Origin of the sequence: Actinacidiphila rubida (assembly GCF_900110255.1) — a bacterium.
Lineage (GTDB): Bacteria > Actinomycetota > Actinomycetes > Streptomycetales > Streptomycetaceae > Actinacidiphila > Actinacidiphila rubida.
Genome location: NZ_FODD01000031.1, coordinates 1 through 21647, shown reverse-complemented (window position 1 = coordinate 21647; position 21647 = coordinate 1). Strand labels below are relative to the sequence as shown.

24 protein-coding genes and 1 tRNA gene are annotated in these 21647 nt (G+C 73.0%); 10 read left to right on the top strand and 15 right to left on the bottom strand.

Going from position 1 to position 21647, the window contains the following annotated elements:
• Positions 1-70: 70 nt before the first annotated feature.
• Positions 71-1330 (top strand): hypothetical protein, encoded by a 1260-nt coding sequence (locus BMW99_RS27440; protein WP_143080572.1) that lies wholly within the window; start codon positions 71-73, stop codon positions 1328-1330.
• A 42-nt stretch (positions 1331-1372) separates the two neighbouring features.
• Here BMW99_RS27440 and BMW99_RS27435 read toward each other — a convergent pair whose 3' ends face one another.
• Positions 1373-1726 (bottom strand): VOC family protein, encoded by a 354-nt coding sequence (locus BMW99_RS27435; protein WP_075017734.1) that lies wholly within the window; start codon positions 1724-1726, stop codon positions 1373-1375.
• A 111-nt stretch (positions 1727-1837) separates the two neighbouring features.
• Between BMW99_RS27435 and BMW99_RS27430 the strand changes: the two genes are divergently transcribed.
• Positions 1838-2278 (top strand): GNAT family N-acetyltransferase, encoded by a 441-nt coding sequence (locus tag BMW99_RS27430; RefSeq protein ID WP_069466959.1) that lies wholly within the window; start codon positions 1838-1840, stop codon positions 2276-2278.
• A gap of 141 nt (positions 2279-2419) precedes the next feature.
• Positions 2420-3025 carry a DinB family protein gene (locus BMW99_RS27425; RefSeq protein WP_245791644.1) on the top strand — a complete coding sequence of 202 codons (606 nt, stop codon included), beginning with the start codon at positions 2420-2422 and terminating at the stop codon, positions 3023-3025.
• A 63-nt stretch (positions 3026-3088) separates the two neighbouring features.
• On the opposite strand, the gene BMW99_RS27420 is transcribed toward BMW99_RS27425, so the two are convergent.
• Positions 3089-3994 carry an MEDS domain-containing protein gene (locus tag BMW99_RS27420; RefSeq protein WP_075017733.1) on the bottom strand — a complete coding sequence of 302 codons (906 nt, stop codon included), beginning with the start codon at positions 3992-3994 and terminating at the stop codon, positions 3089-3091.
• Positions 3995-4254: 260 nt separating this feature from the next.
• Between BMW99_RS27420 and BMW99_RS27415 the strand changes: the two genes are divergently transcribed.
• From BMW99_RS27415 to BMW99_RS27400, 4 genes are read left to right on the top strand one after another with little or no spacing between them, the layout of a single operon-like run.
• Positions 4255-5046, top strand: coding sequence for a response regulator transcription factor (locus BMW99_RS27415; protein ID WP_079138394.1), 792 nt, complete (start codon positions 4255-4257; stop codon positions 5044-5046).
• Complete coding sequence (locus tag BMW99_RS27410; RefSeq protein ID WP_079176196.1) at positions 5043-6578, top strand: HAMP domain-containing sensor histidine kinase; 1536 nt, start codon at positions 5043-5045, stop codon at positions 6576-6578. The genes BMW99_RS27415 and BMW99_RS27410 overlap by 4 nt, the downstream gene beginning before the upstream one ends.
• Before the next feature lie 25 nt (positions 6579-6603).
• Positions 6604-7902, top strand: a complete 1299-nt coding sequence (locus tag BMW99_RS27405; RefSeq protein ID WP_075017732.1) for a bifunctional glycosyltransferase family 2/GtrA family protein — start codon at positions 6604-6606, stop codon at positions 7900-7902.
• Positions 7899-10190, top strand: a complete 2292-nt coding sequence (locus BMW99_RS27400) for a mannosyltransferase YkcB-related protein (protein WP_079176195.1) — start codon at positions 7899-7901, stop codon at positions 10188-10190. Before BMW99_RS27405 ends, BMW99_RS27400 begins: the two co-directional genes overlap by 4 nt.
• 218 nt (positions 10191-10408) lie before the next feature.
• On the opposite strand, the gene BMW99_RS27395 is transcribed toward BMW99_RS27400, so the two are convergent.
• The 3 genes from BMW99_RS27395 to BMW99_RS27385 all read right to left on the bottom strand — a co-directional run bounded on the left by BMW99_RS27395 (position 10409) and on the right by BMW99_RS27385 (position 13831).
• A complete protein-coding gene (locus BMW99_RS27395) occupies positions 10409-10870 on the bottom strand; it encodes a PPOX class F420-dependent oxidoreductase (protein WP_069465419.1) in 462 nt (153 codons plus the stop codon).
• Between the two features lie 213 nt (positions 10871-11083).
• A complete protein-coding gene (locus BMW99_RS27390) occupies positions 11084-12640 on the bottom strand; it encodes an MDR family MFS transporter (protein WP_079176194.1) in 1557 nt (518 codons plus the stop codon).
• A 252-nt stretch (positions 12641-12892) separates the two neighbouring features.
• Positions 12893-13831, bottom strand: coding sequence for an aldo/keto reductase (locus tag BMW99_RS27385; RefSeq protein WP_075017730.1), 939 nt, complete (start codon positions 13829-13831; stop codon positions 12893-12895).
• A 60-nt stretch (positions 13832-13891) separates the two neighbouring features.
• Between BMW99_RS27385 and BMW99_RS27380 the strand changes: the two genes are divergently transcribed.
• Positions 13892-14089, top strand: coding sequence for a hypothetical protein (locus BMW99_RS27380; protein WP_069463711.1), 198 nt, complete (start codon positions 13892-13894; stop codon positions 14087-14089).
• Positions 14090-14140: 51 nt separating this feature from the next.
• Here BMW99_RS27380 and BMW99_RS27375 read toward each other — a convergent pair whose 3' ends face one another.
• The 4 genes from BMW99_RS27375 to BMW99_RS40870 form a co-directional block, all read right to left on the bottom strand.
• A complete protein-coding gene (locus BMW99_RS27375) occupies positions 14141-14980 on the bottom strand; it encodes an RNA polymerase sigma factor SigF (RefSeq protein ID WP_069463710.1) in 840 nt (279 codons plus the stop codon).
• Between the two features lie 167 nt (positions 14981-15147).
• Positions 15148-15975 carry an RNA polymerase sigma factor SigF gene (locus tag BMW99_RS27370; protein WP_069463709.1) on the bottom strand — a complete coding sequence of 276 codons (828 nt, stop codon included), beginning with the start codon at positions 15973-15975 and terminating at the stop codon, positions 15148-15150.
• Between the two features lie 334 nt (positions 15976-16309).
• The gene (locus tag BMW99_RS27365; protein WP_069463708.1) at positions 16310-16603 is read right to left on the bottom strand and encodes a Dabb family protein; all 294 of its coding nucleotides are present in this window, start codon (positions 16601-16603) and stop codon (positions 16310-16312) included.
• 32 nt (positions 16604-16635) lie between these two features.
• Entirely contained in the window at positions 16636-16842 is a 207-nt protein-coding gene (locus BMW99_RS40870; protein ID WP_141726145.1) for a hypothetical protein, read from the bottom strand.
• A 428-nt stretch (positions 16843-17270) separates the two neighbouring features.
• Here BMW99_RS40870 and BMW99_RS27360 point away from each other — a divergent pair, with 428 nt between their 5' ends.
• Complete coding sequence (locus tag BMW99_RS27360) at positions 17271-17735, top strand: BP74-related protein (RefSeq protein ID WP_245791643.1); 465 nt, start codon at positions 17271-17273, stop codon at positions 17733-17735.
• A 99-nt stretch (positions 17736-17834) separates the two neighbouring features.
• Here the strand turns inward: BMW99_RS27360 and BMW99_RS27355 are convergent.
• The 4 genes from BMW99_RS27355 to BMW99_RS41475 form a co-directional block, all read right to left on the bottom strand.
• A tRNA-Ser gene (locus tag BMW99_RS27355) sits at positions 17835-17921 on the bottom strand.
• 31 nt (positions 17922-17952) lie between these two features.
• Entirely contained in the window at positions 17953-18387 is a 435-nt protein-coding gene (locus tag BMW99_RS27350; protein ID WP_069463707.1) for a nucleoside deaminase, read from the bottom strand.
• Positions 18388-18434: 47 nt separating this feature from the next.
• Positions 18435-18974, bottom strand: a complete 540-nt coding sequence (locus tag BMW99_RS27345; protein ID WP_069463712.1) for a tRNA adenosine deaminase-associated protein — start codon at positions 18972-18974, stop codon at positions 18435-18437.
• Between the two features lie 237 nt (positions 18975-19211).
• On the bottom strand, positions 19212-19388 hold the full coding sequence (locus BMW99_RS41475) for a hypothetical protein (protein WP_176735488.1): 177 nt from the start codon (positions 19386-19388) through the stop codon (positions 19212-19214).
• A gap of 181 nt (positions 19389-19569) precedes the next feature.
• On the opposite strand from BMW99_RS41475, the gene upp reads away from it, so the two are divergent.
• Complete coding sequence (gene upp / locus BMW99_RS27335; protein WP_069463706.1) at positions 19570-20205, top strand: uracil phosphoribosyltransferase; 636 nt, start codon at positions 19570-19572, stop codon at positions 20203-20205.
• Positions 20206-20451: 246 nt separating this feature from the next.
• Here upp and BMW99_RS27330 read toward each other — a convergent pair whose 3' ends face one another.
• Together BMW99_RS27330 and BMW99_RS27325 are read right to left on the bottom strand one after the other, a co-directional pair.
• Positions 20452-21126: a LytR C-terminal domain-containing protein gene (locus BMW99_RS27330; protein ID WP_075017727.1), complete on the bottom strand. Its 675-nt coding sequence runs from the start codon at positions 21124-21126 to the stop codon at positions 20452-20454.
• Between the two features lie 21 nt (positions 21127-21147).
• Positions 21148-21444, bottom strand: a complete 297-nt coding sequence (locus BMW99_RS27325) for a type II toxin-antitoxin system VapB family antitoxin (protein ID WP_069463704.1) — start codon at positions 21442-21444, stop codon at positions 21148-21150.
• Between the last annotated feature and the right edge of the window lie 203 nt (positions 21445-21647).

Here is a 21647-nt window from a genome sequence, read left to right as displayed (position 1 = left end):
CGGCGGCCGGTCGCACCATGGGTGGCGGCGTGCGGGGCCGACGGCCCTGCCGCGTCGAGGGGGTGGCGGAATGCCTGGTGCTGGGCCGCGGGTGCGTCCGCGGGTGCTGCGGGGTCTGGTGCCGTGGACGGTCGCGGCGATCGTGCTGCTGGGTGCCGGGTCGGCCGGGACGGTGATCGCCGACCGGGAGTCCCGGCAGGTGAACGTCACCGTGGTGAGCGCGGACGGCCGCGGGCACTGCCGGGTCGGATGGACGGATCCGTGGAGCCACAGGGAGCGGCGCGGCCCGATGGACTGCCCGCTCACCGAGTGGGACCACCAGCTCCGCGCCGGGGACGTCGTCACCGAAGGCGTCTCGGGATGGCCAGTGCGCGGGCAGCTGTACGACGCGACGACCGGGGACGACCCGCTGTTCGTGGCCGCGGCCTGGGTGGCCGTGGCAGGTGCGGTCCTGCTGGCCGGTGTGGCGGCCGCGGCCTTCTACCGCCGCTTCCGGCGCCGTTTCCCGCGCCGCTTCGTCGCCGGCCGCGCCGTGGCCGGGGGTGCGGTCGGCCCGGGGGCCCCGTCCCCTCGCGGCGGCCTGCCCGGGGCCGGGTCCGACGGGCTGCCGGACGCCCTCGACGTGCCCGGCTACGCGGCCCTCGCGGCGGCCGCCCGCGCGCAGTGGACCGCGGCGGGGTGGGACGCCCGCACGCCGCCGGCCGACCACGACGTGCGCGAGGTGCCGTGGTGGCGGGTGCGGGCCCTGCGCAGGTTCTCGGAAGTCCTGCCCGGGCTCGTCATGCTGCTCCTGATCGCCGTCTCCGTGGCGACGTCCACCCGGACCTCGGTGCGGGAGGTGTGGCCCGTGGTGCTGACGGTCGTGGTGGGCGTGCTGAGCGTTCAGCTGGTCTGCGCGGAGGTGCGGGGCGCCGCGGAGCTGGCGCGCGCCGCGCGGTCGCCGTTCGCGGAGATCCGCCGCTACGTGGCTGTGCGGGACACCCGCACGGGAGCCCTGTGGATGCTGCTGTTCCCGCTGGGCGGCGACGGCGACGACCTGCCCCAGGCGACGCTGCCGCTGTCGTCGCGCGTGCGGACCGGCGGGCGCCGGTACGGCATCCCGGCCGCGCCGGTCGGCGAGGTCGAGCTGCACAGCGACCAGGGCCGGCCTGACACCGTGGTGCCGTGGTCCGGCGGCCGACCGGTCTGGCCTGCCGGACCGCTCGTCACCGTCGATCCGGGCGATCCGGAACTCCTGGCGCGGCTCAGGTACCTGACGTCCCCCGGCGCGGGTGCCGGCGGCAGGCGCTCTCGCCGCCGCACTCCGCCCGTCGATCCCACGATCCGGTGACGGCGACGGTGACCTCGACGGCGACGGCGACCGTCCTCCCCGTCAGGGGAGTTCGGTGGCGCGGGGGTGGTGGGGTTGGTAGAGCCCGAGGGGCGAGCCGCCGGGGAGGCGGAGGCGGGTGAGGCGGCCCCAGCGTGCCTCGGTGAGGGGTTCGGTGAACTCGACGCCGCGGGCGGTCAGTTCGCGAACGGTCTGCTCGACGTCGTCGCACATCAGGAACAGTTCGTGCGACTCGGGGCCGTCGGTGGGGTGGACGGCGGCCTCGGCCGGGGGGAGTTTGAAGATCAGCCAGCCGTGGCCCGCGTCGACGTGCGGGTACTCCAGGACGTCCCGGAAGAAGGCCCGGTCGGCCTCCGCGTCGCGGCTGTGGACGATGACGTGCGCGCCATTGATCATGCGGGCAGGATAGGGCGGCCGGCCCGGCGCGGCCCGGCGGCGGGTCCGGGCGCGCGACGTCCGGACGTTATTGCGTTGACGCCGCGCGCGGCCCGCCGATTTCCTTGCCGCATGCCCGACCTCCGTATCGCCCGCGCGGACGGCGACGCCCTGCTCCGCGACTGGCAGCACGTCCACAACACGATCATCCCGACGCACGTGCTGTCCCTGGACGACATCCGCGAGCGTGCCACGCGCAACGTCCTCGACGTGGCCCACACCGGCGACGTGCTGGTCGGCTGCATGACGGTGCGGCCGCCGGAGGGCGAGGACGCGACGGCGACGGTCATCGCCCGCGTGCTGCCCGAGCACCGCCGCCAGGGGCTCGGCACGCGGCTGTACGAGCACGGGCTGGCCCGGGCGCGCGCCCTCGGCGCGGGCGCGGTCGAGACGGTGGTGCTGGAGTCCAACCCCGACGGCCTCCACTTCGCCCTCGCCCAGGGCTTCGTGGAGGTCGAGCGCTACCTCCTCGACGGCGACACCGTCCCGTACATCACCCTCCGGCTGCCCTGAGCCTGCGCACAGGAGGGCCGGATCAGCTCGGCCGTGCCGTGCCGTGCCGTGCCGGGCGCGGGTGGGTGGCGGGTTGCGGACAGGGGGTGACCGCATGGGGCCCTAGCTTGGGTGGTGTCGGGCGGGCCGAGGGGCTCGCTGGTGGTGGAAGAGGGAAAGGCGGGCGTCGTGCCGAGTCTGGTGGACGGTGTGGAGGGCGAACGGGAAGCACTGCTGGCGTTCCTGGAGGCGCAGCGCGGGGGGCTGCGGCGGGCGGTGCGGGGCCTGAGCGACGAGCAGGCGGCGGCGACTCCCAGCGTCAGCGCGATGTCGCTGGGCGGGCTGGTGAAGCACGCGGCGCACATGGAGCGGCACTGGGTGCAGGACGTGCTCATGCGGCGCGGCCCGGAGCGGGACTCGGAGGAGCCGGACACGGAGGAGAAGGCCGGGAGTTGGGAGGACGAGTTCCGGCTGCTGCCGGGGGAGACGCTCGCCGGCGTCCTCGCGGAGTTCGCGGCGGTGGCGCGGGAGACCGAGGAGACCGTCGCGGGGCTGCCGGACCTGGAGGTCGTCGTGCCGCTGCCGGAGGCGCCGTGGTTCCCCAAGGACGCTGAGCGCAGCGCCCGTTGGATCCTGCTGCACCTCGTCGAGGAGCAGGCCAGGCACGCCGGGCACGCGGACATCATCCGCGAGTCGCTGGACGGCGCGGTCGCGTTCCAGCTCCTGGCGGAGGAGCAGCGCGAGCAGGGCGCCGGGCAGGCCGGGTAGGCACTCAGCGGTCAGGCGTCCGGCCCCGACCCGCCACCGCCCCAACTCCCGCCCCCGCCGCGGCTATCCCTCGCCGCGGACGACCAGATGCCCCGGCTGCCGCATCCCGCACAGGCGCAGCAGCCGGGCCTGGGCCGGCGTGCACTCCAGGGCCACGCCCGCGCCGCCGGACCCGGCGGCCGCGTCGAACGCGCTCGCCGCGGCCCCCAGCCGCACCAGCTCGCGCGCGCAGTGCGCGTCGAGGAACGCCAGCCCCGTCAGATCGATGGCGGTCAACCCGGGCTCGCGGACGGCGAGTTCGAACGCGGTGCGGGTCGCGAGGTCCGCGTCGCCGGCCAGCCGCAGCACCGCGCCGTCGCGTGTCGCGTGGAGCGTGCCGGGCGCGGGCACCACGGTCAGCGGGTGCGCCCCGACGACGGCGTCCAGCACATCCGGGGGAAACGCGTGCCGGTCGTACTCGCACAGCCCGGTGAAGCCGAGCTTGGCGAGCAGCGGGGTCAGGCCCAGCTCATAGGAGGTCAGCGCGGCGGCGTCCGCCCCCGCCTCGGCCACGCAGGCCATGTCGCCGGCCGCACGCAGCCCGGTGAAGCCGCGGGTCCTGGCGTCGTCGGCGGCGTTCGCCCAGTAGTCGGTGCGGGCCACGGGGTCGAAGCCGCGCACGGGGTCGCAGCCGGGAGTGGTGCGGACGATGTCCAGACGGCCGTCCGCCGCGGCCTGGAGGGCGGGCACGCCGTGCGCGTCGAGCCGTTCCAGGGTTCGGGAGACGTCCGTGCCGGCGCCGGGGAACAGCAGGACGCGCTCCCCGCGGGCCAGGCCCGCGGCGGCGAAGGCGGCCCGCAGCGCCCAGCGCCCCTCGGACCGGTCGAAGGGCAGGCAGGCGTGATCGCCCGGGCCGAGCCGCTCGACGGCGACCGTCCGGGGCGTCCGTGCTCCGCCGGCGCCCCCGAAGGCGCCGGCTCCCTCAGCCATGGCCACGAACGTACGCCCGGGTGACGCCCCGCGGGTGCCGCCGACCGGTTCTTCCCCGCCCGCGATCCGAGCCGATCGGCTGTGACCGGTTCCGATCGCCGGACGGCGGGCGGCGGACCGCCACGGGGCACCCCGCGGCCGGTCTTCCCGCGACCGGTCCGGTCTCCCCGCGGTCTCCCCGCGTGGATCCCGACCGGATTCTCAGACGTTTCACAGAAACGGCCAAGACTCCTTTCATAGCCGGCGCACAGGCTGTCGCCATGGCAACCACCTCCCCGCTGACTCCCACCACCTCGGCGGCGCCCGCCGAGACCGCGGCCGTTCCGGCCCCCGCCGGCGAACTCGCCCGGCCCGACGGCTCCCCCGTGCGGGTGCTGGTCGTCGACGACGAGGCCCCGCTGGCCGACCTTCTGTCGATGGCGCTGCGCTACGAGGGCTGGCAGGTGCGCACCGAGTGCGACGGCGCCAGCGCGCTGCGCGCCGCCCGCGACTCGCGGCCCGACGCGGTCGTGCTCGACGTGATGCTGCCGGACATGGACGGCCTGGAGGTGCTGGCCAAGCTGCGCCGGGAGACCCCGGACGTGCCGGTGCTGTTCCTGACCGCGAAGGACGCCGTCGAGGACCGCATCGCGGGCCTGACCGCGGGCGGCGACGACTACGTCACGAAGCCGTTCAGCCTGGAGGAGGTCGTGGCCCGGCTGCGCGGCCTGCTGCGCCGCTCCGGCGCGGCCGCCGTGCGCAACGAGTCGCTGCTCGCCGTCGGTGACCTGGTGCTCAACGAGGACAGCCACGAGGTCAGCCGCGGCGGCGACAACATCCACCTGACCGCGACCGAGTTCGAGCTGCTGCGGTACCTGATGCGCAACCCGCGCCGGGTGCTCAGCAAGGCGCAGATACTGGACCGCGTGTGGTCGTACGACTTCGGCGGGCAGGCCAACGTGGTCGAGCTGTACATCTCCTACCTGCGGCGCAAGATCGACGCCGGACGCGCCCCGATGATCCACACCCGGCGCGGCGCCGGCTACCTGATCAAGCCCGGAGAGCCTGCGTGACCGCGGCGCGGCCTGTGCTCCGGCGCCGCTGGTCGCTGCGCCGCCGCCTGGTCGCGTCGTGCGTGGCGCTGGTCGCCGTGGTGTGCGCGGTGATCGGCTCGGTGACGATCTTCGCGCTGCACGACTTCCTGTACGGGCAGCTGGACGCCAAGGTCCAGGACGTCGCGATGCGTTCGGGGCCGCACCACCCGGACCCCGGGGGGCCGTTGGGGCGCGAGCCCGACCGCCCGCCGGCCCTCCAGTTCGCGTTCCTCGCCGGTGGCGGCCAGGAGGGCGAGACGGTCGGCGCCCTCGTCACCGCGGACGGCACCATCACCGGGGCCGCGGTCAGCGCGGCCAGCAGCACGACCGGGCAGCTCGCCCCGAAGGCCCTGACGTCCGCGCAGGCCCGGTCCTTCGCGTCCGTGCCGCGGGACGGCAGGCCGCACACGCTGCACATAACGGGCCTCGGCACGTACCGGGTGGAGTCGGCGTCGCCGGACGCCGACGGCAGCACCGTGCTCGTCGGCATGAACACCGCCGGTGTCGAGGACACCCTGTCCACCCTGCTGTGGGTGGAGGTGTCGGTGGCCGCCGCGGGCCTGGTCGCCGCCGGACTGGCCGGGGCGGCCCTCATGCGGATCGCCCTGGAGCCGCTGCGGCGGCTCGCCGCGACCGCCACCCGCGTGTCCGAACTGCCCCTGCACAGCGGTGAGGTGGTGCTGCACGAACGGGTTCCCGACGCCGACGCCGACCCGCGCACCGAGGTCGGCCAGGTCGGCGCGGCCCTCAACCGCATGCTCGGACACGTGGGTTCGGCGCTGCACGCGCGCCAGGAGAGCGAGACGCGGGTTCGGCAGTTCGTCGCCGACGCCAGCCACGAGCTGCGCACCCCGCTGGCGTCGATCCGCGGCTACGCCGAACTCCCCCGTCGCGGAAGGGAGTCCACGGGCCCCGACACCCGGCACGCGCTCGGCCGCATCGAGTCCGAGGCCGACCGCATGACGACACTCGTCGAGGACCTGCTGCTGCTCGCCCGGCTGGACGCCGGCCGCCCGCTCAGCCTCGCCCAGACCGACCTGTCGCCGCTCGTCGTCGACGCGGTCAGCGACGCGCGGGCCGCCGGCCATGACCACCACTGGCGGCTCGACCTGCCCGACCAGCCGGCGTGCGTGCACGGCGACGCCCAGCGCCTGCACCAGGTGCTGACGAATCTGCTGGCCAACGCCCGCACCCACACGCCGCCGGGGACCACGGTGACCGCACGGGTCGCCAGGCCGCACCGCGGCGGGGTGCTGCTCCAGGTCGAGGACGACGGCCCCGGCATCCCCGACGACCTGCGGCGGCGGGTCTTCGAGCGGTTCGCCCGCGGTGACGCGTCCCGTTCGCGCAACGCCGGAAGCACCGGGCTCGGCCTGGCCATCGTGCAGTCGGTGGTGGCCGCGCACGGCGGCAGCGTGACCGTGGACAGCGCCCCGGGCCGCACCGTGTTCAGCGTCACCCTTCCGCCCGCGCACTCACAGCCCGTGCCAAGGTTCGCCACATCGTCATGACAGCGCGGTTGTCGAGTGTCGAACCATGCGAACCCCACTCGGCACCCTGCCCGCCCGGCGGCATCTGCCGGTCACGGGCGCAGCCCCTGACCAAGCGGCCGGCGCACCCGTGCTCGACGTCGTCATCCCCGTGTACAACGAGGAGGACGACCTCGAGCCGTGCGTGCGCCGCCTGCACGCGCACCTGTCCGGCACCTTCCCCTACCCGTTCCGCATCACCGTCGCGGACAACGCCAGCACCGACCTCACGCCCGCGGTGGCCCGATCACTGGCCGCCGAACTCCCGGAGGTCGACTACTTCCGGCTGGAGCAGAAGGGCCGCGGCCGCGCGCTGCGCACGGTGTGGACGGCGTCCGACGCGCCCGTGCTGGCCTACATGGACGTCGACCTGTCCACCGACCTGAACGCGCTGCTGCCGCTGGTCGCCCCGCTGATCTCCGGCCACTCCGACCTGGCGATCGGGTCCCGCCTGGCCCGCTCCTCACGCGTGGTGCGCGGCGCGAAGCGGGAGTTCATCTCCCGCACCTACAACCTGATCCTGCGCGGCTCGCTCGCCGCGCGCTTCTCCGACGCGCAGTGCGGCTTCAAGGCGATCAGGGGCGACGTGGCGCAGCGTCTGCTGCCGATGGTCGAGGACACCGGCTGGTTCTTCGACACCGAGATGCTGGTGGTCGCCGAACGTGCCGGGCTGCGTATCCACGAGGTGCCCGTCGACTGGGTCGACGACCCCGACAGCAGCGTCGACATCGTCCGCACCGCGACCGACGACCTGCGCGGCGTGTGGCGGGTCGGCCGTGCGCTGGCCACCGGCCGGCTCGCCCTGGACCGGCTGCGCCGGCCGTTCGGCGACGACCCGCGGGACCGCGACCTGGCCGACGTGCCACCCGGACTGGCCCGCCAGCTCGTCGGCTTCTGCGTGGTCGGTGCCCTCAGCACCCTGGTCTACCTCGCGCTGTACGTCGTGTTCCGGCTCGGTATGGGCGCCCAGCCGGCCAACGCCCTCGCCCTGCTGCTGTCCGCGCTCGGCAACACCGCGGCCAACCGGCGGCTGACCTTCGGCGTGCGCGGCCGCGACCGTGCGGTGCGCCACCAGGCGCAGGGCCTGGTGGTGTTCGCCATCGGCCTGGCGCTGACCAGCGGCTCGCTGGCCGCCGTCCACGCGGCGAGCCCCCAGCCCGGACACGGCACCGAGCTGGCCGCGCTGATCGCCGCCAACCTCGCGGCGACCGTCCTGCGCTTCCTGCTCTTCCGCGCCTGGGTATTCCCCGAGCGGACGCCCGCGGCCCCCCACGACACCGCCCCCGAACCGAGGAGTGCGCGATGACCGCGCCGAGCAACACCCCGCCTCCCGCGTATCCTCCGGCCGGCACCCCGGCCCCCGCCTACCCGCCGGGCAGCACCCAGCCCCCCGCCTACCTGCCCGCCGAGGCGTTCCACACCCCGGTGGCGGACGAGACCGCACCCGGGCGGCCCGACTCGCGCGCGGCCCGCCTGTGGCGCGGACGCCCCGAGGACCCGGCGTGGGCGCGGCCCGCGTTCCTGGGCCTGCTGCTGGGCACCCTCGTCCTGTACCTGTGGGACCTGAGCGCGTCCGGCTACGCCAACTCCTTCTACTCCGCGGCCGTCCAGGCCGGCAGCCAGAGCTGGAAGGCGTTCTTCTTCGGTTCCTCCGACGCGGCGAACGCCATCACCGTCGACAAGCCGCCGGCCGCGCTGTGGCCGATGGCCCTGTCGGTCCGGCTGTTCGGGCTCGGCTCCTGGCAGATCCTGGTGCCCGAGGCGCTGATGGGCGTCGCCACCGTCGGCGTGCTCTACGCCGCGGTCCGCCGCAGGTTCAGCGCAGGCGCGGGCCTGCTCGCCGGGGCCGTCCTCGCGGTCACCCCGGTCGCCGCCCTGATGTTCCGCTTCAACAACCCCGACGCGCTGCTCGCGCTCCTGATGGTCACCGCCGTCTACTGCGTGCTGCGCGCCCTGGAGGGCGCCCGCACCCGCTGGCTGGTGCTGGCCGGCGTGGTGTTCGGCCTCGCGTTCCTCACCAAGACCCTGCAGGCGTGGCTGATCCTGCCGCCGCTCGCCGTGGTCTACGCGGTGTGCGCGCCCACCCCGCTGCGCCGCCGCCTGCTCCAGCTCCTCTACGCCGGGCTGGCGATGGTGCTCGCCGGCGGCTGGTGGGTGACGATCGTCGAGCTGTGGCCCGCGTCGTCCCGTCCGTACATCGGCGGCTCGCAGGACAACAGCTTCCTGGGCCTGACCTTCGGCTACAACGGCTTCGGCCGCATCACCGGCAACGAGACCGGCAGCGTCGGCGGCGGTGGCGCCCCCGGCGGTGGCGGCGGCCAGTGGGGGCAGACCGGCATCGGCCGGCTCTTCGAGGCCGACATGGGCGGCCAGATCGCCTGGCTGCTGCCCGCGGCGTTCCTCGCCCTGGTAGCCGGCCTGGTCCTGACCCGGCAGGCCCGCCGCGCGGACACCGCGCGGGCCGCGTTCCTGGTCTGGGGCGGCGCCCTGCTGATGACCTTCGCGACGTTCAGCTTCATGTCCGGGATCTTCCACCAGTACTACAACATCGGGCTGGCTCCCTACATCGCCGCGCTCGTCGGCATGGGCGCGAGCATGCTGTGGCAGCGGCGCGGGCACGTCGCCGCGGCCGCGACGCTCGCGGTGGGCGTCCTGGGCACCAGCCTGTGGTCGGCGGACCTGCTCGGCCGCTCCTCCGGCTGGCACCCGTGGCTGCGCACCGCCGTCGTCGTCGCGGGCATCGCCGCGGCGCTCGGACTGGTCCTCGCGTCCCGGCCCGGGCGCACCCTGGCGCGCGTCGGCACGGTCGGCGCCGTCGTCGGTCTGGCCGCGGCGCTCGGCGGGCCCGTCGCCTACACCCTCGACACCGTCACGACCGGCCACACCGGCTCCATCGTCACCGCGGGCCCCTCGGTCCGGGGCGGTGGATTCCCCGGCGGGGGCGGCCGGATGCCGGGCGGCGGCCGCGGGTTCCCGGGCGGCGGCCGCGGGTTCGGCAACGGCGGCACCGCCGGCCGGGGGATGCCGCAGTTCCCCGGCGGCGGGATGCCCGGTGGCACGACGGGCCAGGCTCCCCAGGGCGGTCAGAACGGTCAGAACGGCTTCCCCGGGATGCCCGGCGGCGGCACCGGCACGGGCCAGGGCAACAGTCAGGGCAACAGTCAGGGCAACGGGGCCCAGGGCCAGGGCCGCTTCGGCGGTGGCGGTGGCGGCGGGATGGGCGGGCTCCTCGACGGAGCCAAGGTCAGCTCGCAGATGTCGGCGCTGCTCAAGGCCGACGCGGACACGTACACCTGGGTGGCCGCGGCGATCGGCTCGCAGAACCAGGCGAGCTACCAACTCGCCACGCAGAAGCCGGTGATGTCGATCGGCGGCTTCAACGGCAGCGACCCGTCGCCGACGTTGGCGCAGTTCCAGAAGTACGTCGCCGACGGGCGCATCCACTACTTCATCGGTGGTGGCGGCTTCGGCGGCGGTGGCGGCATGGGCGGCTCCGGCACCGCGTCGCAGATCTCCACCTGGGTGGAGGCCCACTTCACCGCCAAGACGGTCGGCTCCACCACGGTCTACGACCTGACGCAGCCCAAGTCCTGACGCTCCCCAGCCGGCCCCCGCGCGGAACGCACCCTCTCCGCGCGGGGGTTCGCGCTTCCCGGACGGGATTCAGGCCTCGTCGGCGTCCTCGGGGTCCTGCTGGAGCGTGTCGTCGGTCCACGGCCGGTCTTCGGAGGAGGCAGTATCGGGGATCCGCACGGCAACGGGCCCGGGGCAGCCCGGCAGTTGTGCTGGTCCACCCCGGGCGGAGCCGGGTCTCAGGCCAGCCGCGCCGGGAAACCGCCCGTGGCGATGGGCCCCCAGCGCTCCGGCGTGATCCGGATCAGGGACTTCCCCTGCCGCACCATCGCCTCGCGATACTCGTCCCAGTCCGGGTGCTCCCCGGAGATGTTGCGGAAGTACTCCACGAGGGGCTCGACGGACTCGGGGACGTCGAGGACCTCGGCGGTCCCGTCGACCTGGACCCACGGCCCGTTCCACTCGTCCGACAGGACGATCACGCTGGCCCGCGGATCACGCCGCGCGTTCCGCGTCTTGGCCCGCTCGGGGTACGTCGAGACGACGATGCGCCCGGAGTCGTCGACGCCGCAGGTCAGCGGGGAACCCTGCGGGCGGCCGTCCGCGCGGGTGGTGAGGAGGATCGCGCGGTGCCGGGGCCGGACGAAGTCGAGGAGTTCGTCGAGGGAGACGGTCGTGTTCGTGGCGATGTTGGGAGCCATACCAGCACCCTACGTTCCCTCAGGCCGGCGCCGGGGAAGCGCACTCCGGGTCGCGGCCCGGTCATCGAAGGCGCCGGGCTCCGCGCCCGGCGCAAGGGCGGGTCCCGGCGGACGGCCTCGGCCGTCCCCTGCCTCGGCTGCCGCCGGGACCCTTCTCCCGAACCGCTGACCTGGACCTCTCCGCTGCGGGAACAGGCATGCGGCCGGGAATTCTCACTTCTCGCGGGCCGCCGGCTCCACGGCGTCCACGGCCGAACGGCCCGTACCCGCCGGGGTCTGCTGCAAACCGCTTCGGTTGTTCAAGGCAACTTCCTTGATGAAGAGTACGAGCACGAAGGCGATCAGCGCGAACGGGGCCGCGTAGAGGAACACGTCGCCGACGCCGTGCCCGTAGGCGTTCTCGACCACGCCGCGGATGGGTGCGGGCAGGGTCGCCACGTCGGGGATGCCGCCGTCCGCGCCGGCCGCGTTCTTGACGTGGAGCGCGGCCAGGCCCTGGGTGACGAAGTGCGTGACCCGGTTGCCCAGGATCGCGCCGAGCGCGGTGACGCCGATCGCGCCGCCCAGGGAGCGGAAGAAGGTGACGAGCGAGCTGGCCGCGCCGAGGTCGGCGACCGAGACCTGGTTCTGCACGGCGAGCACCAGGTTCTGCATCATCATGCCGATGCCCAGGCCCAGCAGCGCCATGTAGACGGCGACTTCGGCGTACGGGGTGTCGGCGCGGATCATGCCGAGGGTGGCCGCGCCCGCGGTGACGAGCAGTCCGCCGGCGACCAGGAAGCCCTTCCAGCGGCCGGTGCGGGTGATGATCCGCCCGCTGAACATGGAGGCCAGGAAGAGGCCGACGATCAGCGGGATGGTCAGCACGCCGGACATCGTCGGGGTCTCGCCGCGGGCCAGCTGGAAGTACTGGCTGAGGAAGACCGTGCCGGCGAACATGGCGACACCGACGAACAGGCTGGCCAGCGACGTCAGGGCGATGGTGGCGTTGCGGAACAGCCGCAGCGGCACGATGGGTTCGGCGGCCCGGGACTCCACGAAGAGGAAGATCGCGCCGAGCAGCAGGGCCGCGGGCACCATCACGTAGGACTGCCAGGAGTTCCAGGCGTAGCTCTGGCCGCCGAGCGAGACCCAGATCATCAGCAGGGAGACGGCCGCGGTGATGAAGAACGCGCCGGTCCAGTCGATCCGCACCTTGCGCTTGACCACCGGCAGGTGCAGCGTCTTCTGCAGCACGATGAGGGCGATGACGGCGAACGGGACGCCGACGTAGAAGCACCAGCGCCAGCCGAGCGTGGAGTCGACGATGACGCCGCCGATCAGCGGGCCGCCGACGGTGGCGACGGCGAACGTCGCGCCCAGGTAGCCGCTGTAGCGGCCGCGCTGCCGCGGCGAGATCATCGCCGCCATGATGACCTGGGTGAGCGCGGACAGGCCGCCCGCGCCGACGCCCTGCACCAGGCGGCAGCCGATCAGCATGCCGGGGCTGGTGGCGAAGCCGGCCACGACCGAGCCGATCACGTAGATCACCAGCGCGAGCTGGATCAGCAGCTTCTTGCTGAACAGGTCGGAGAGCTTGCCCCAGATCGGGGTGGTCGCGGTGACCGCGAGCAGCGACGCCGTGACGACCCAGGTGTAGGCGCTCTGGCCGCCGCCGATGTCGGCGAGGATCCGTGGGAGCGCGTTGGAGACGATCGTGGACGACAGGATCGCCACGAAGAGCCCGAGCAGCAGGCCGGACAGGGCCTCCATGATCTGCCGGTGCGACATGGGGGCGTCCCCGGTCGCCGCCCTGGTCTCGGATTGGGTCTGTATCGACGCCACTGGCCTCGTACACCTCCATGTTAGTTGCCTAAAGCAACCGTACGGGAAGATAGGTGCACATGCCACTTGCTGTGGGCCGGCTGAGACGAACCCCACATCGGGGCGGGGTCCGGCTCAGCGGGCGGGGCGGGCTGGGCGGGGGCCGGTGGACGGCCGGTCGCGCGGCGGGGCTGCGCGGGGTGTCCGGTGGGTGGGCGGTTACGCGGCGGCGGCCGTCAGCGCCTCGACCTCGGCCGGGGTGAGGTGGACGTCGGCGACGGCCAGCAGGGCCGGCAGCTGCTCGACCGTGCGGGCGCTGGCGATCGGCGCGACCACCGTCGGGTGGGCGGCCAGCCAGGCCAGCGCGACCGTAGCGACGTCGACGCCGTGGTCGGCGGCCACCTCGTCGAGGGCGGCCAGCACCTTCGGCCCGCGCTCCTGCGCCAGGTAGGACGCGGCCTTGCCCTCGCGCGCGCTGCCGGGGCTCGCCGCGCCCGGCCGGTACTTGCCGGTGAGGAAGCCGGACGCCAGGCCGGAGTAAGGGGCCGCGGACAGCCCGCGCTCGGCCACCAGGTCGGCCAGCGGGCCCTCGTAGTGGTCCCGCTCCACCAGGTTGTAGAGCGGCTGCAGGATCTCGTAACGGGCCAGGCCCTCGCGCTCGGCGAAGTCCAGGGACGCGGCCAGCCGCTCGGCCGAGATGTTGGACGCGCCCAGGGCGCGCACCTTGCCCTCGCGCACCAGCGAGTCCAGCGCGGTGACGATCTCCTCGACCGGGGTGTCCGGGTCGTCGAAGTGCGAGTAGTAGAGGTCGATGTGGTCGGTGCCCAGCCGGCGGAGCGACTCCTCGGCGGCCCGCTTGATCGTGTCGGCCTTCAGGCCCTTGAACTCCGGGTGACCGCCGACCTTGGTGGCGATCACCACGTCGTCGCGCCGGCCGCGGCGGGCCAGCCAGCGGCCGATGATCGTCTCGGACTCGCCGCCGGAGTTGCCGTCGACCCAGGCGGAGTAGACGTCCGCGGTGTCGACGAAGGTGCCGCCGCCGGACGCGAACGCGTCCAGGACGGCGAACGACTGGGCCTCGTCGGCGGTCCAGCCGAAGACGTTGCCGCCCAGCGAGAGGGGAGAGACGTCGAGATCAGAGTTACCGATGCGTGCCATGGGTCACGGTAACCATCGGGGGGTGCCCTGTATTCCGCCGACACGCTAGGGTCAGGCGCCATGGCGAACCACACCCCGAACCCCGACAACAACTACGACCCCGCGGGCAGCACGCAGATGTTCCGCGCCTTCGTGGACGAGCGGCCGCCGGCCGCCCAGGCGCAGCAGGAGGAGACCCGCAGCCGTACCGGACTGGTGATCGGCGTGATCGTCGCGCTGGTCGTGATCATCGGAGTGGTCGCCCTCGCGATGAAGTGAGCCCCCGGCTCACCTCGGGCACCGATCGACCACTCCTCCCGTCCGGCCCGTTCAGACCTCGGCTGTCAGACCCTCTCGCAGTTGCGCCAGCGTGCGGGTCAGCAGCCGGGAGACGTGCATCTGGGAGATGCCGACCTCCTCGCCGATCTGCGACTGCGTCATGTTCGCGAAGAACCGCAGCATGATGATCTGGCGCTCACGGGACGGCAGTTGGGCCAGCAGCGGCTTGAGCGACTCGCGGTACTCCACGCCCTCCAGGGCGGTGTCCTCGTAGCCCAGGCGGTCCGCCAGCGAGCCCTCGCCGCCGTCGTCCTCCGGAGGCGGGGAGTCGAGCGAGCTGGCGGTGTAGGCGTTGCCCACGGCCAGCCCGTCGACCACGTCCTCCTCGGACACGCCCAGGCAGGAGGCGAGTTCGGCGACGGTCGGGGAGCGGTCCAGCCGCTGCGCCAGCTCGTCGCTGGCCTTCGTCAGCGCCAGCCGCAGCTCCTGCAGCCGGCGCGGCACGCGCACCGACCACGACGTGTCGCGGAAGAAGCGCTTGACCTCGCCGACGATGGTCGGCATCGCGAACGTCGGGAACTCCACGCCCCGTTCGCAGTCGAACCGGTCGATCGCCTTGATCAGACCGATGGTGCCGACCTGGACGATGTCCTCCATCGGCTCGTTCCGGCTGCGGAAGCGGGCCGCGGCGTACCGCACCAGGGGCAGGTTCAGCTCGATCAGCGTGTCGCGCACATAGGCGCGTTCCGGGCTGTCCACCGGCAGTTCCGCCAGCCGGAGGAACAGCGAACGGGACAGCGTACGGGTGTCGATGGCCTCGCCGTGAAGAGCGTCGTGCGGTGCGCTTGCGTCGGTACGAAGCACCTTGGGACTGCCCACCTGTACGGACATGCCACCCCCTTGAGGTCGCGGACGGGTGTCGCGAGCGACGGTTGTTCCTCCTCTGGAATACCGGAGGTCCGCTCGCGACAAACGCGGTATCCGCAGAATGTCACATGTCGGCAACGCGCTGTAGCGCCATGTCGACATATCTTCGCAGGTGGCTTAATCCCGGTGGGCTACGCTTCGAGCTGGTTTGCGGACCTCAGCCGGGCGAAGCTGCGGGACAGCAGCCGGGACACGTGCATCTGCGAGACGCCCAGCTCAGCGCTGATCTGCGACTGCGTCAGGTTGCCGAAGTAGCGCAGCAGCAGGATCCGCCGCTCCCGCTCGGGGAGTTGGACGAGCAGGTGCCGCACCAGATCGCGGTGCTCGACGCCGGACAGCGCCGGGTCCTCGTAGCCGAGCCGGTCCAGCAGCCCGGGGGCGCCGTCGCCCTCCTGTGCGGCCTCCAGCGAGGTCGCGTGGTAGGCGCGGCCGGCCTCCAGGCAGGCCAGCACCTCGTCCTCGGACAGCTTCAGCCGCTCGGCGATCTCCGCGGTGGTGGGCGAACGCCCGTGCAGCACCGTCAGATCCTCGATGGCGCCGCTGACCTGGACCCACAGCTCGTGCAGCCGGCGCGGGACGTGGACGGTCCGCACGTTGTCCCTGAAGTAACGTTTGATCTCCCCGACCACGGTGGGCATCGCGAAGGTCGGGAACTGCACGCCGCGCTCCGGGTCGAACCGGTCGATGGCGTTGATCAGGCCGATGGTGCCGACCTGGACCACGTCCTCCATCGGCTCGTTGCGGCTGCGGAAGCGGGCCGCCGCGTAGCGCACGAGCGGCAGGTTGACCTCGATCAGCGCGGCGCGCACCCGCGCGTGCTCCGGGGTGCCCGGCTCCAGTGCGGTGATCTCCTCGAAGAGCACCTGGGTCAGCGCCCGCGCGTCCGCCGCATTGCTGCTGGGCGTCCGCGATCTGCCCCGCGGATACGCTGTTGACGCCGTACGGGCCGACACCGGCACACCACACCCCTTATCGGTCCACGCAAGCCGAACAGCCGGCGGCACTCGGACCGCGCGCACGGTGGACGGCGGTCGCGCCGGGAGAGCCGAAGAGCTGGAAGAGCTGGAGAGCTGTCAAAAACTGGGAAAAGCAGACATAGCATCACAATTCATGTCCACCTTGTGCAAGCACCGTATATTGCCGTGTTGTACGAACAGGCCCGCGCGGAGGCACGACGAAGCCCCCGGTGCCGGGTGGCAACGGGGGCTCGGTTCCTGGCCGGGTGCGGGCCGGGGCGGGGTGCGGGCGGTCCGGCTGGGCCCGGCGAGGGGCCTGTGACGGGCTCTGCGGGCCTCAGATCTCGTAGTCGGCGATCACCCAGGTGGCGAACTCGCCCCAGGGTCCCACGGCCTCCTGGTGCGCCGGGTGCGCGAGGTAGCGCTGCAGGGCGTCGCCGTCCGCCACCGAGGAGTTGATCGCGAAGTCGTACGCGACCGGCCGGTCGGTGACGTTCCAGCCGCACTCCCAGGAGACGACCTCCGCGATCTTGGCGCCCAGCTCCTGGAACGCCTGCGCGCCGGCCGCCACGCGCGGCTCGTCGCGGCTGACGCCCTCGTTCAGCTTGAACAGGACCAGGTGCCGGATCATGGTTCTCCTTCTCACCTCGGGGGAGAGGTTCGCTAGTTGACCAGGTCGTGCATGAACTGGCCGATGCTCTTGGCCCCGTTGGATATGCCCACGAAGCCCACCTGCACGAGATCGGCGGCTCTGGCCGGCTGGTTGATGATCGTGTAGAGGATGAAGAGCGCCAGTGCGTACATGGTGATCTTCTTGGCCTGCGCCATGCTCCGGCCCTCCCGGCCACGCGTCCGTGCCAGCGGTGACAAGCGTGCAATCGTTGAAGTCTATCCATCGAACAGCGTAATCAGATGACCAGTCACGCTCATCATCCGTAAAAACGATCGCCCCGCGGAACCCCCCGCGCGGTCCGCGTCCCGGGCCAACTCCCCCGCGCACGCCGCCCCCTGGCCGCCGACGTCCCGTGCGGCGGCGCTCCCGGTGGGACCGTCGGCCCGTGGCCTGCGGACAACTCACCCGATGGGGTCCGGCGCGCGGTCGGCCACGCCGTGCTGGGGCCGATGTCGCCGCCAGGGGTCTGCTGATGCCACGGACCGGCGGTGGGATACGGCAGTCGCGCCACCCGTCCACGTCGCGGCGCGGGCTCCCACCTCAGAGTATTCACTCAGTGTAACTGATTGAATACTCTGCGTGGCGACGCGAGGTGCGCGACGCCCGTATCCAAGGAGACAAGCTCATGCGACACGTGTTCATCAAGGCGGCCGCCTCGGCCGGCGTCGGCGTGCTGGCCTTCGTCACGGCCCAGCCCACGCAGGCCGACGCTCCCGACCGTCAGCCGGTCCGCGCCGCGGCGGAGAGCCCCGCGTACTTCGAGATGACCGACATCACCCATGAGCGGTTCATCGTCAAGCTGACCAAGGCCGCAGACATCGAGCACGCCCGGGAGATCGTCAGCGGGGAGACCACGGACCGTCCCCACCTGCTCGCTCGGATCGTCAAGCGGACGGCCCCCTACAACCCGCGCTGGAGCTACTACGCCAACCCCGACACCACGCAGTTCTTCGACCACGCCACCGAGGTCTGCGACGCGACCATCCCGTACGTCGAAGAAAACCTCGACGAAGCCGGGGGCGCCTTCCTGCCCGGCCTGGTCTGGTGCGACTGGAGCTCGCGCCTCGTCCGCGAAATCCCCGCACCGTAGGTGATCTGACGGGTCCTCGCGCCGGTCAAGTGAGACCAGAACCGGGACCGGACATGCCGACGGCCCGCCCACGGGGAACCATGGACGGGCCGCTCGGAGCGGTAGCGGTGGGATTTGAACCCACGGAGGAGTTGCCCCCTCACACGCTTTCGAGGCGTGCTCCTTAGGCCGCTCGGACACGCTACCGAGAGAGATCCTAGCCCACGCGAGGCGGTGCTCAGAAATCCATTGTCCGGAAGAAGCGGGTGAGTACCGCCGAGGCCTCCTCGGGGAGGACGCCGGCGATCACCTCCGGGCGGTGGTTGAGGCGGCGGTCGCGCACCAGGTCCCACAGGGAACCGGCCGCTCCCGCCTTGGGATCGGCCGCGCCGTAGACGACCCGCTCGAGCCGGGACAGCACGACGGCGCCCGCGCACATCGTGCAGGGCTCCAGGGTCACCACGAGGGTGCAGCCGGTCAGCCGCCACCGGCCGAGTCCGGCCGCGGCGCGGCGCACGGCGAGCACCTCGGCGTGCGCCGTGGGGTCGCCGGTGGCCTCGCGCTCGTTGCGGGCGCGGGCCAGCACCTCGCCGTCCGGACCCAGCACGACCGCGCCCACCGGTACGTCACCGGTGAGCGGGGCGTGCTCCGCCTCCTCCAGGGCGAGCCGCATCGCGGCCGCCCAGGGGTCACGGACGGGATCGGCCGGCGGGGGTGCCGTCAGCGGACCGCCTCCAGGACGTCGCCGCAGCCCAGCGCCTCGGCGATCTCACCCAGGGCCTCGCCGGTCAGCGCACCGTCGCCGCTGAGCGCCAGCAGCTCCTTGGTGCTCATGCCGAGGTCGGCCAGCAGGTCGAGGTCGCCGAGCGGGCCCACCGGCACGTGGTCCTCCGAGGGGCCGGCCACGGCGTCGTCGTCGTCGCTGTCCTCGCCGTCCTCGGTGCCGTCGAGGTCGACCAGGTCGTCAAGGTCCTCCGGGTCGCGGCCCAGCACCTCGTCGGTGAGCAGGATCTCCCCGTACGAGCTACGGGCGGCCGCCGCCGCGTCGGACACGTAGATCCTGGGATCCTCTTCACCGTCGACACGGACGACGCCGAACCAGGCGTCCTCCTGCTCGATGAAGACCAGGACCGTCTCATCCTCCTCGCCGGCCTCGCGGGCCAGGTCGCTCAGATCGGCGAGGGTTTCCACATCGTCGAGATCGGGTTCGCTCGCTTGCCAACCGTCCTCGGTGCGCGCGAGCAGTGCGGCGAAGTACACCGTGAACTCTCCCACTGGTCTCAGGCCGTCCGGACCGGGCAGGGCCGCTGGTCTGTCGTGTCTGTCGTTCATGAGGACTGTACGACTCGGTGCCGCACCGACCTCATGAAGGTCCCACCCATCGGCATCGTGGCAGAAAGAACGGCGAAGCGAGAGGTCTTCGGCACCGCGACGTGCCAGGTCTTCGTCACTTCCGGGTAAATCGAGGATCTTCGCGGGCCGTTGCGGGGCCCCCGATCACCACCGGAAGGTGCGCATCCGCATCTGCTGACGCATCCGGTTGGCCCGGGCGCGCCGCGGCTGGACCCGGTCGCGCAGCGCCTTGGCCTCGTCCATCTCCCGCAGGAAGACCGCGCGCTTCCTGCGGCGTTCGTCGTCGCGGTCCGCGGCGCTCCGGTCGGTCGAATCCGGCATGGTGGGGGTCACCGTCCCCGGGTCGGTTCACCCGGTTGGCCCACCGGGCGTACCGGTCCGACTTCCCCCCATCGGGCGGTTTACCCCGGCCGGGGCACAAAAGGTGCCGGGAAAGCCTCCGAACGGCGCAGGCGCAAGGCACCCGGGCGCGCCGGGGGAGGCTCCCGATACAGTCGTCCCCATGCGTCTCCACGTTGTCGACCACCCCCTGGTCGCGCACAAGCTCACCACCCTGCGCGACCAGCGCACCGACTCGCCGACCTTCCGCCGCCTGGCCGACGAGCTGGTCACCCTGCTCGCCTACGAGGCGACCCGGGACGTCAGGACCGAGCAGGTCGACATCCGCACCCCGGTGTCGCCCACCACGGGCGTCCGGCTGTCCTACCCGCGCCCCCTGGTCGTGCCGATCCTGCGGGCCGGCCTGGGCATGCTCGACGGCATGGTGCGGCTGCTGCCGACCGCCGAGGTCGGCTTCCTCGGCATGGTCCGCGACGAGCAGACGCTGGCCGCCACGACCTACGCGACCCGCATGCCCGACGACCTGTCCGGCCGCCAGGTGTACGTGGTCGACCCGATGCTGGCGACCGGCGGCACCCTCGTCGCCGCGATCAAGCTCCTCATCGAGCGCGGCGCCGACGACGTGACGGCGCTGTGCCTGCTGGCCGCGCCCGAGGGCGTCGAGACGATGGAACGCGAACTCAGCGGCAAGCCCGTCACCGTCGTCACCGCGGCGGTCGACGAGCGGCTCAACGAGCAGGGCTTCATCGTGCCGGGCCTCGGTGACGCGGGAGACCGCCTCTACGGCACCGCCGGCTGACCCGGCGGCCCCGCCCCCGCCCGACCGCATCCGGAATGCGCTGAGCCGCCCTCTCGGGGGCGGCTCAGGCGTTGTACGGGCATTGGCGGGGTGCCGGGCCACCAGGCGTCTCCCGGACGGTCCCAGGGGCCCGGGGGCGCCGCAGGGGCGCCGCGCGGCCGCCGAACGGAACGGGCCCCGCTGCCCGGAGCCGCGGCTCCGGGCGGCGAGGCCCGTCGAGTTCCCGGTATTTCAGTCCTTCGGCGGTCAGCCCTTCGGCTTGGCCGCCGGCGTGGTCGGCACCGTGCAGACCGGCTTCGGCGGCGGCGGGTTCGCCGCGACGATCCTGGCCTTGGCCGCGTCGGCGGGCGTGGCGAGGGCGCTGAACGAGTCGCCGATCAGCAGGTCGACCGAGGCGTCCTTGCGCGCCGGGTCGATCTTCACGGTGGCACCGGCCACCTGGGTGCCCGCCTCCCGGGCCGCGGCCTCGCCGGCCGGACCGGCCACCACCAGCGCCGTCTGGGTGACCTTCTTGTCGTACTGGGTCGGGGCGTTGCCGAACTTCGACACCTTGAAGCCGCGCTTGGCCAGCTCGTCCGCGGTGGACTTGGCCAGGCCGCCGCGGGTCGTGGCGTTCAGGACGTTGACCGTCACACCGGCCGGCTGCGGCATCGGGGCGAGCTTCACGGGGTGCGCCGGTGTGGGCGCGGGCTTGCAGCTCGGCTGGTTCTGCGGCCCCGCGTTCGCCTTGGTGTCGCCGTCACCGCCGTTGAAGACGTGGAACAGCTGCAGTGCTCCCCAGCCGAACAGGCCCAGCACCACGACGGATGCCAGGACGCCGGCGACGATCCGGCCGCGACGCCGGGGTCGGCGCATCCGCGGATAGGCGTTTCCCGTGATCCGGTACTTCCCGCCCATCCCGGAGGGGGTCAACATGCTCATGAGCGCAGCGTAAGCGGATTGTCAGTCCATCTCCAGGACCCGGGCATGGAGCACCTGCCGCTGCTGCAGCGCGGCGCGCACGGCGCGGTGCAGTCCGTCCTCCAGGTAGAGGTCGCCCTGCCATTTGACGACGTGCGCGAAGAGGTCCCCGTAGAACGTGGAGTCCTCGGCCAGCAGAGTCTCCAGGTCGAGCTGCCCCTTGGTGGTCACCAACTGGTCCAGCCGCACGGGACGGGGGGCGACGTCCGCCCACTCGCGCGTGCTGACCCGGCCGTGGTCCGGGTACGGCCGCCCGCTTCCGATGCGCTTGAAGATCACACGGAAAGCCTACCGGGCGGGTGAGTTCGGGCGCAGCAGGGGCGCTGCGCTTTGCTTCGGGGGTTGTCGCGCCAACGGGGTGCCCCCGGGGCTTGTTCCGGCGTGTGCCGCGCCGTCGTGGTTGTTCGCGCAGTTCCCCGCGCCCCTTCGGCCTCCGGGGTGCCCCGCGCTGCGCGCTGCCGTCTGCCGGTCTCGTCGTGGCT

What these genes read in the sequence shown, in the direction of transcription:
- BMW99_RS27440 (WP_143080572.1), top strand. Translation starts at nt 71, where the DNA reads ATGCCTGGTGCTGGGCCGCGGGTGCGTCCGCGGGTGCTGCGGGGTCTG.
- BMW99_RS27435 (WP_075017734.1), bottom strand. Translation starts at nt 1,726, where the DNA reads ATGATCAATGGCGCGCACGTCATCGTCCACAGCCGCGACGCGGAGGCC.
- BMW99_RS27430 (WP_069466959.1), top strand. Translation starts at nt 1,838, where the DNA reads ATGCCCGACCTCCGTATCGCCCGCGCGGACGGCGACGCCCTGCTCCGC.
- BMW99_RS27420 (WP_075017733.1), bottom strand. Translation starts at nt 3,994, where the DNA reads ATGGCTGAGGGAGCCGGCGCCTTCGGGGGCGCCGGCGGAGCACGGACG.
- BMW99_RS27415 (WP_079138394.1), top strand. Translation starts at nt 4,255, where the DNA reads ATGGCAACCACCTCCCCGCTGACTCCCACCACCTCGGCGGCGCCCGCC.
- BMW99_RS27405 (WP_075017732.1), top strand. Translation starts at nt 6,604, where the DNA reads ATGCGAACCCCACTCGGCACCCTGCCCGCCCGGCGGCATCTGCCGGTC.
- BMW99_RS27400 (WP_079176195.1), top strand. Translation starts at nt 7,899, where the DNA reads ATGACCGCGCCGAGCAACACCCCGCCTCCCGCGTATCCTCCGGCCGGC.
- BMW99_RS27395 (WP_069465419.1), bottom strand. Translation starts at nt 10,870, where the DNA reads ATGGCTCCCAACATCGCCACGAACACGACCGTCTCCCTCGACGAACTC.
- BMW99_RS27390 (WP_079176194.1), bottom strand. Translation starts at nt 12,640, where the DNA reads ATGTCGCACCGGCAGATCATGGAGGCCCTGTCCGGCCTGCTGCTCGGG.
- BMW99_RS27385 (WP_075017730.1), bottom strand. Translation starts at nt 13,831, where the DNA reads ATGGCACGCATCGGTAACTCTGATCTCGACGTCTCTCCCCTCTCGCTG.
- BMW99_RS27380 (WP_069463711.1), top strand. Translation starts at nt 13,892, where the DNA reads ATGGCGAACCACACCCCGAACCCCGACAACAACTACGACCCCGCGGGC.
- BMW99_RS27375 (WP_069463710.1), bottom strand. Translation starts at nt 14,980, where the DNA reads ATGTCCGTACAGGTGGGCAGTCCCAAGGTGCTTCGTACCGACGCAAGC.
- BMW99_RS27365 (WP_069463708.1), bottom strand. Translation starts at nt 16,603, where the DNA reads ATGATCCGGCACCTGGTCCTGTTCAAGCTGAACGAGGGCGTCAGCCGC.
- BMW99_RS27360 (WP_245791643.1), top strand. Translation starts at nt 17,271, where the DNA reads ATGCGACACGTGTTCATCAAGGCGGCCGCCTCGGCCGGCGTCGGCGTG.
- BMW99_RS27350 (WP_069463707.1), bottom strand. Translation starts at nt 18,387, where the DNA reads ATGCGGCTCGCCCTGGAGGAGGCGGAGCACGCCCCGCTCACCGGTGAC.
- BMW99_RS41475 (WP_176735488.1), bottom strand. Translation starts at nt 19,388, where the DNA reads ATGCCGGATTCGACCGACCGGAGCGCCGCGGACCGCGACGACGAACGC.
- upp (WP_069463706.1), top strand. Translation starts at nt 19,570, where the DNA reads ATGCGTCTCCACGTTGTCGACCACCCCCTGGTCGCGCACAAGCTCACC.
- BMW99_RS27330 (WP_075017727.1), bottom strand. Translation starts at nt 21,126, where the DNA reads ATGAGCATGTTGACCCCCTCCGGGATGGGCGGGAAGTACCGGATCACG.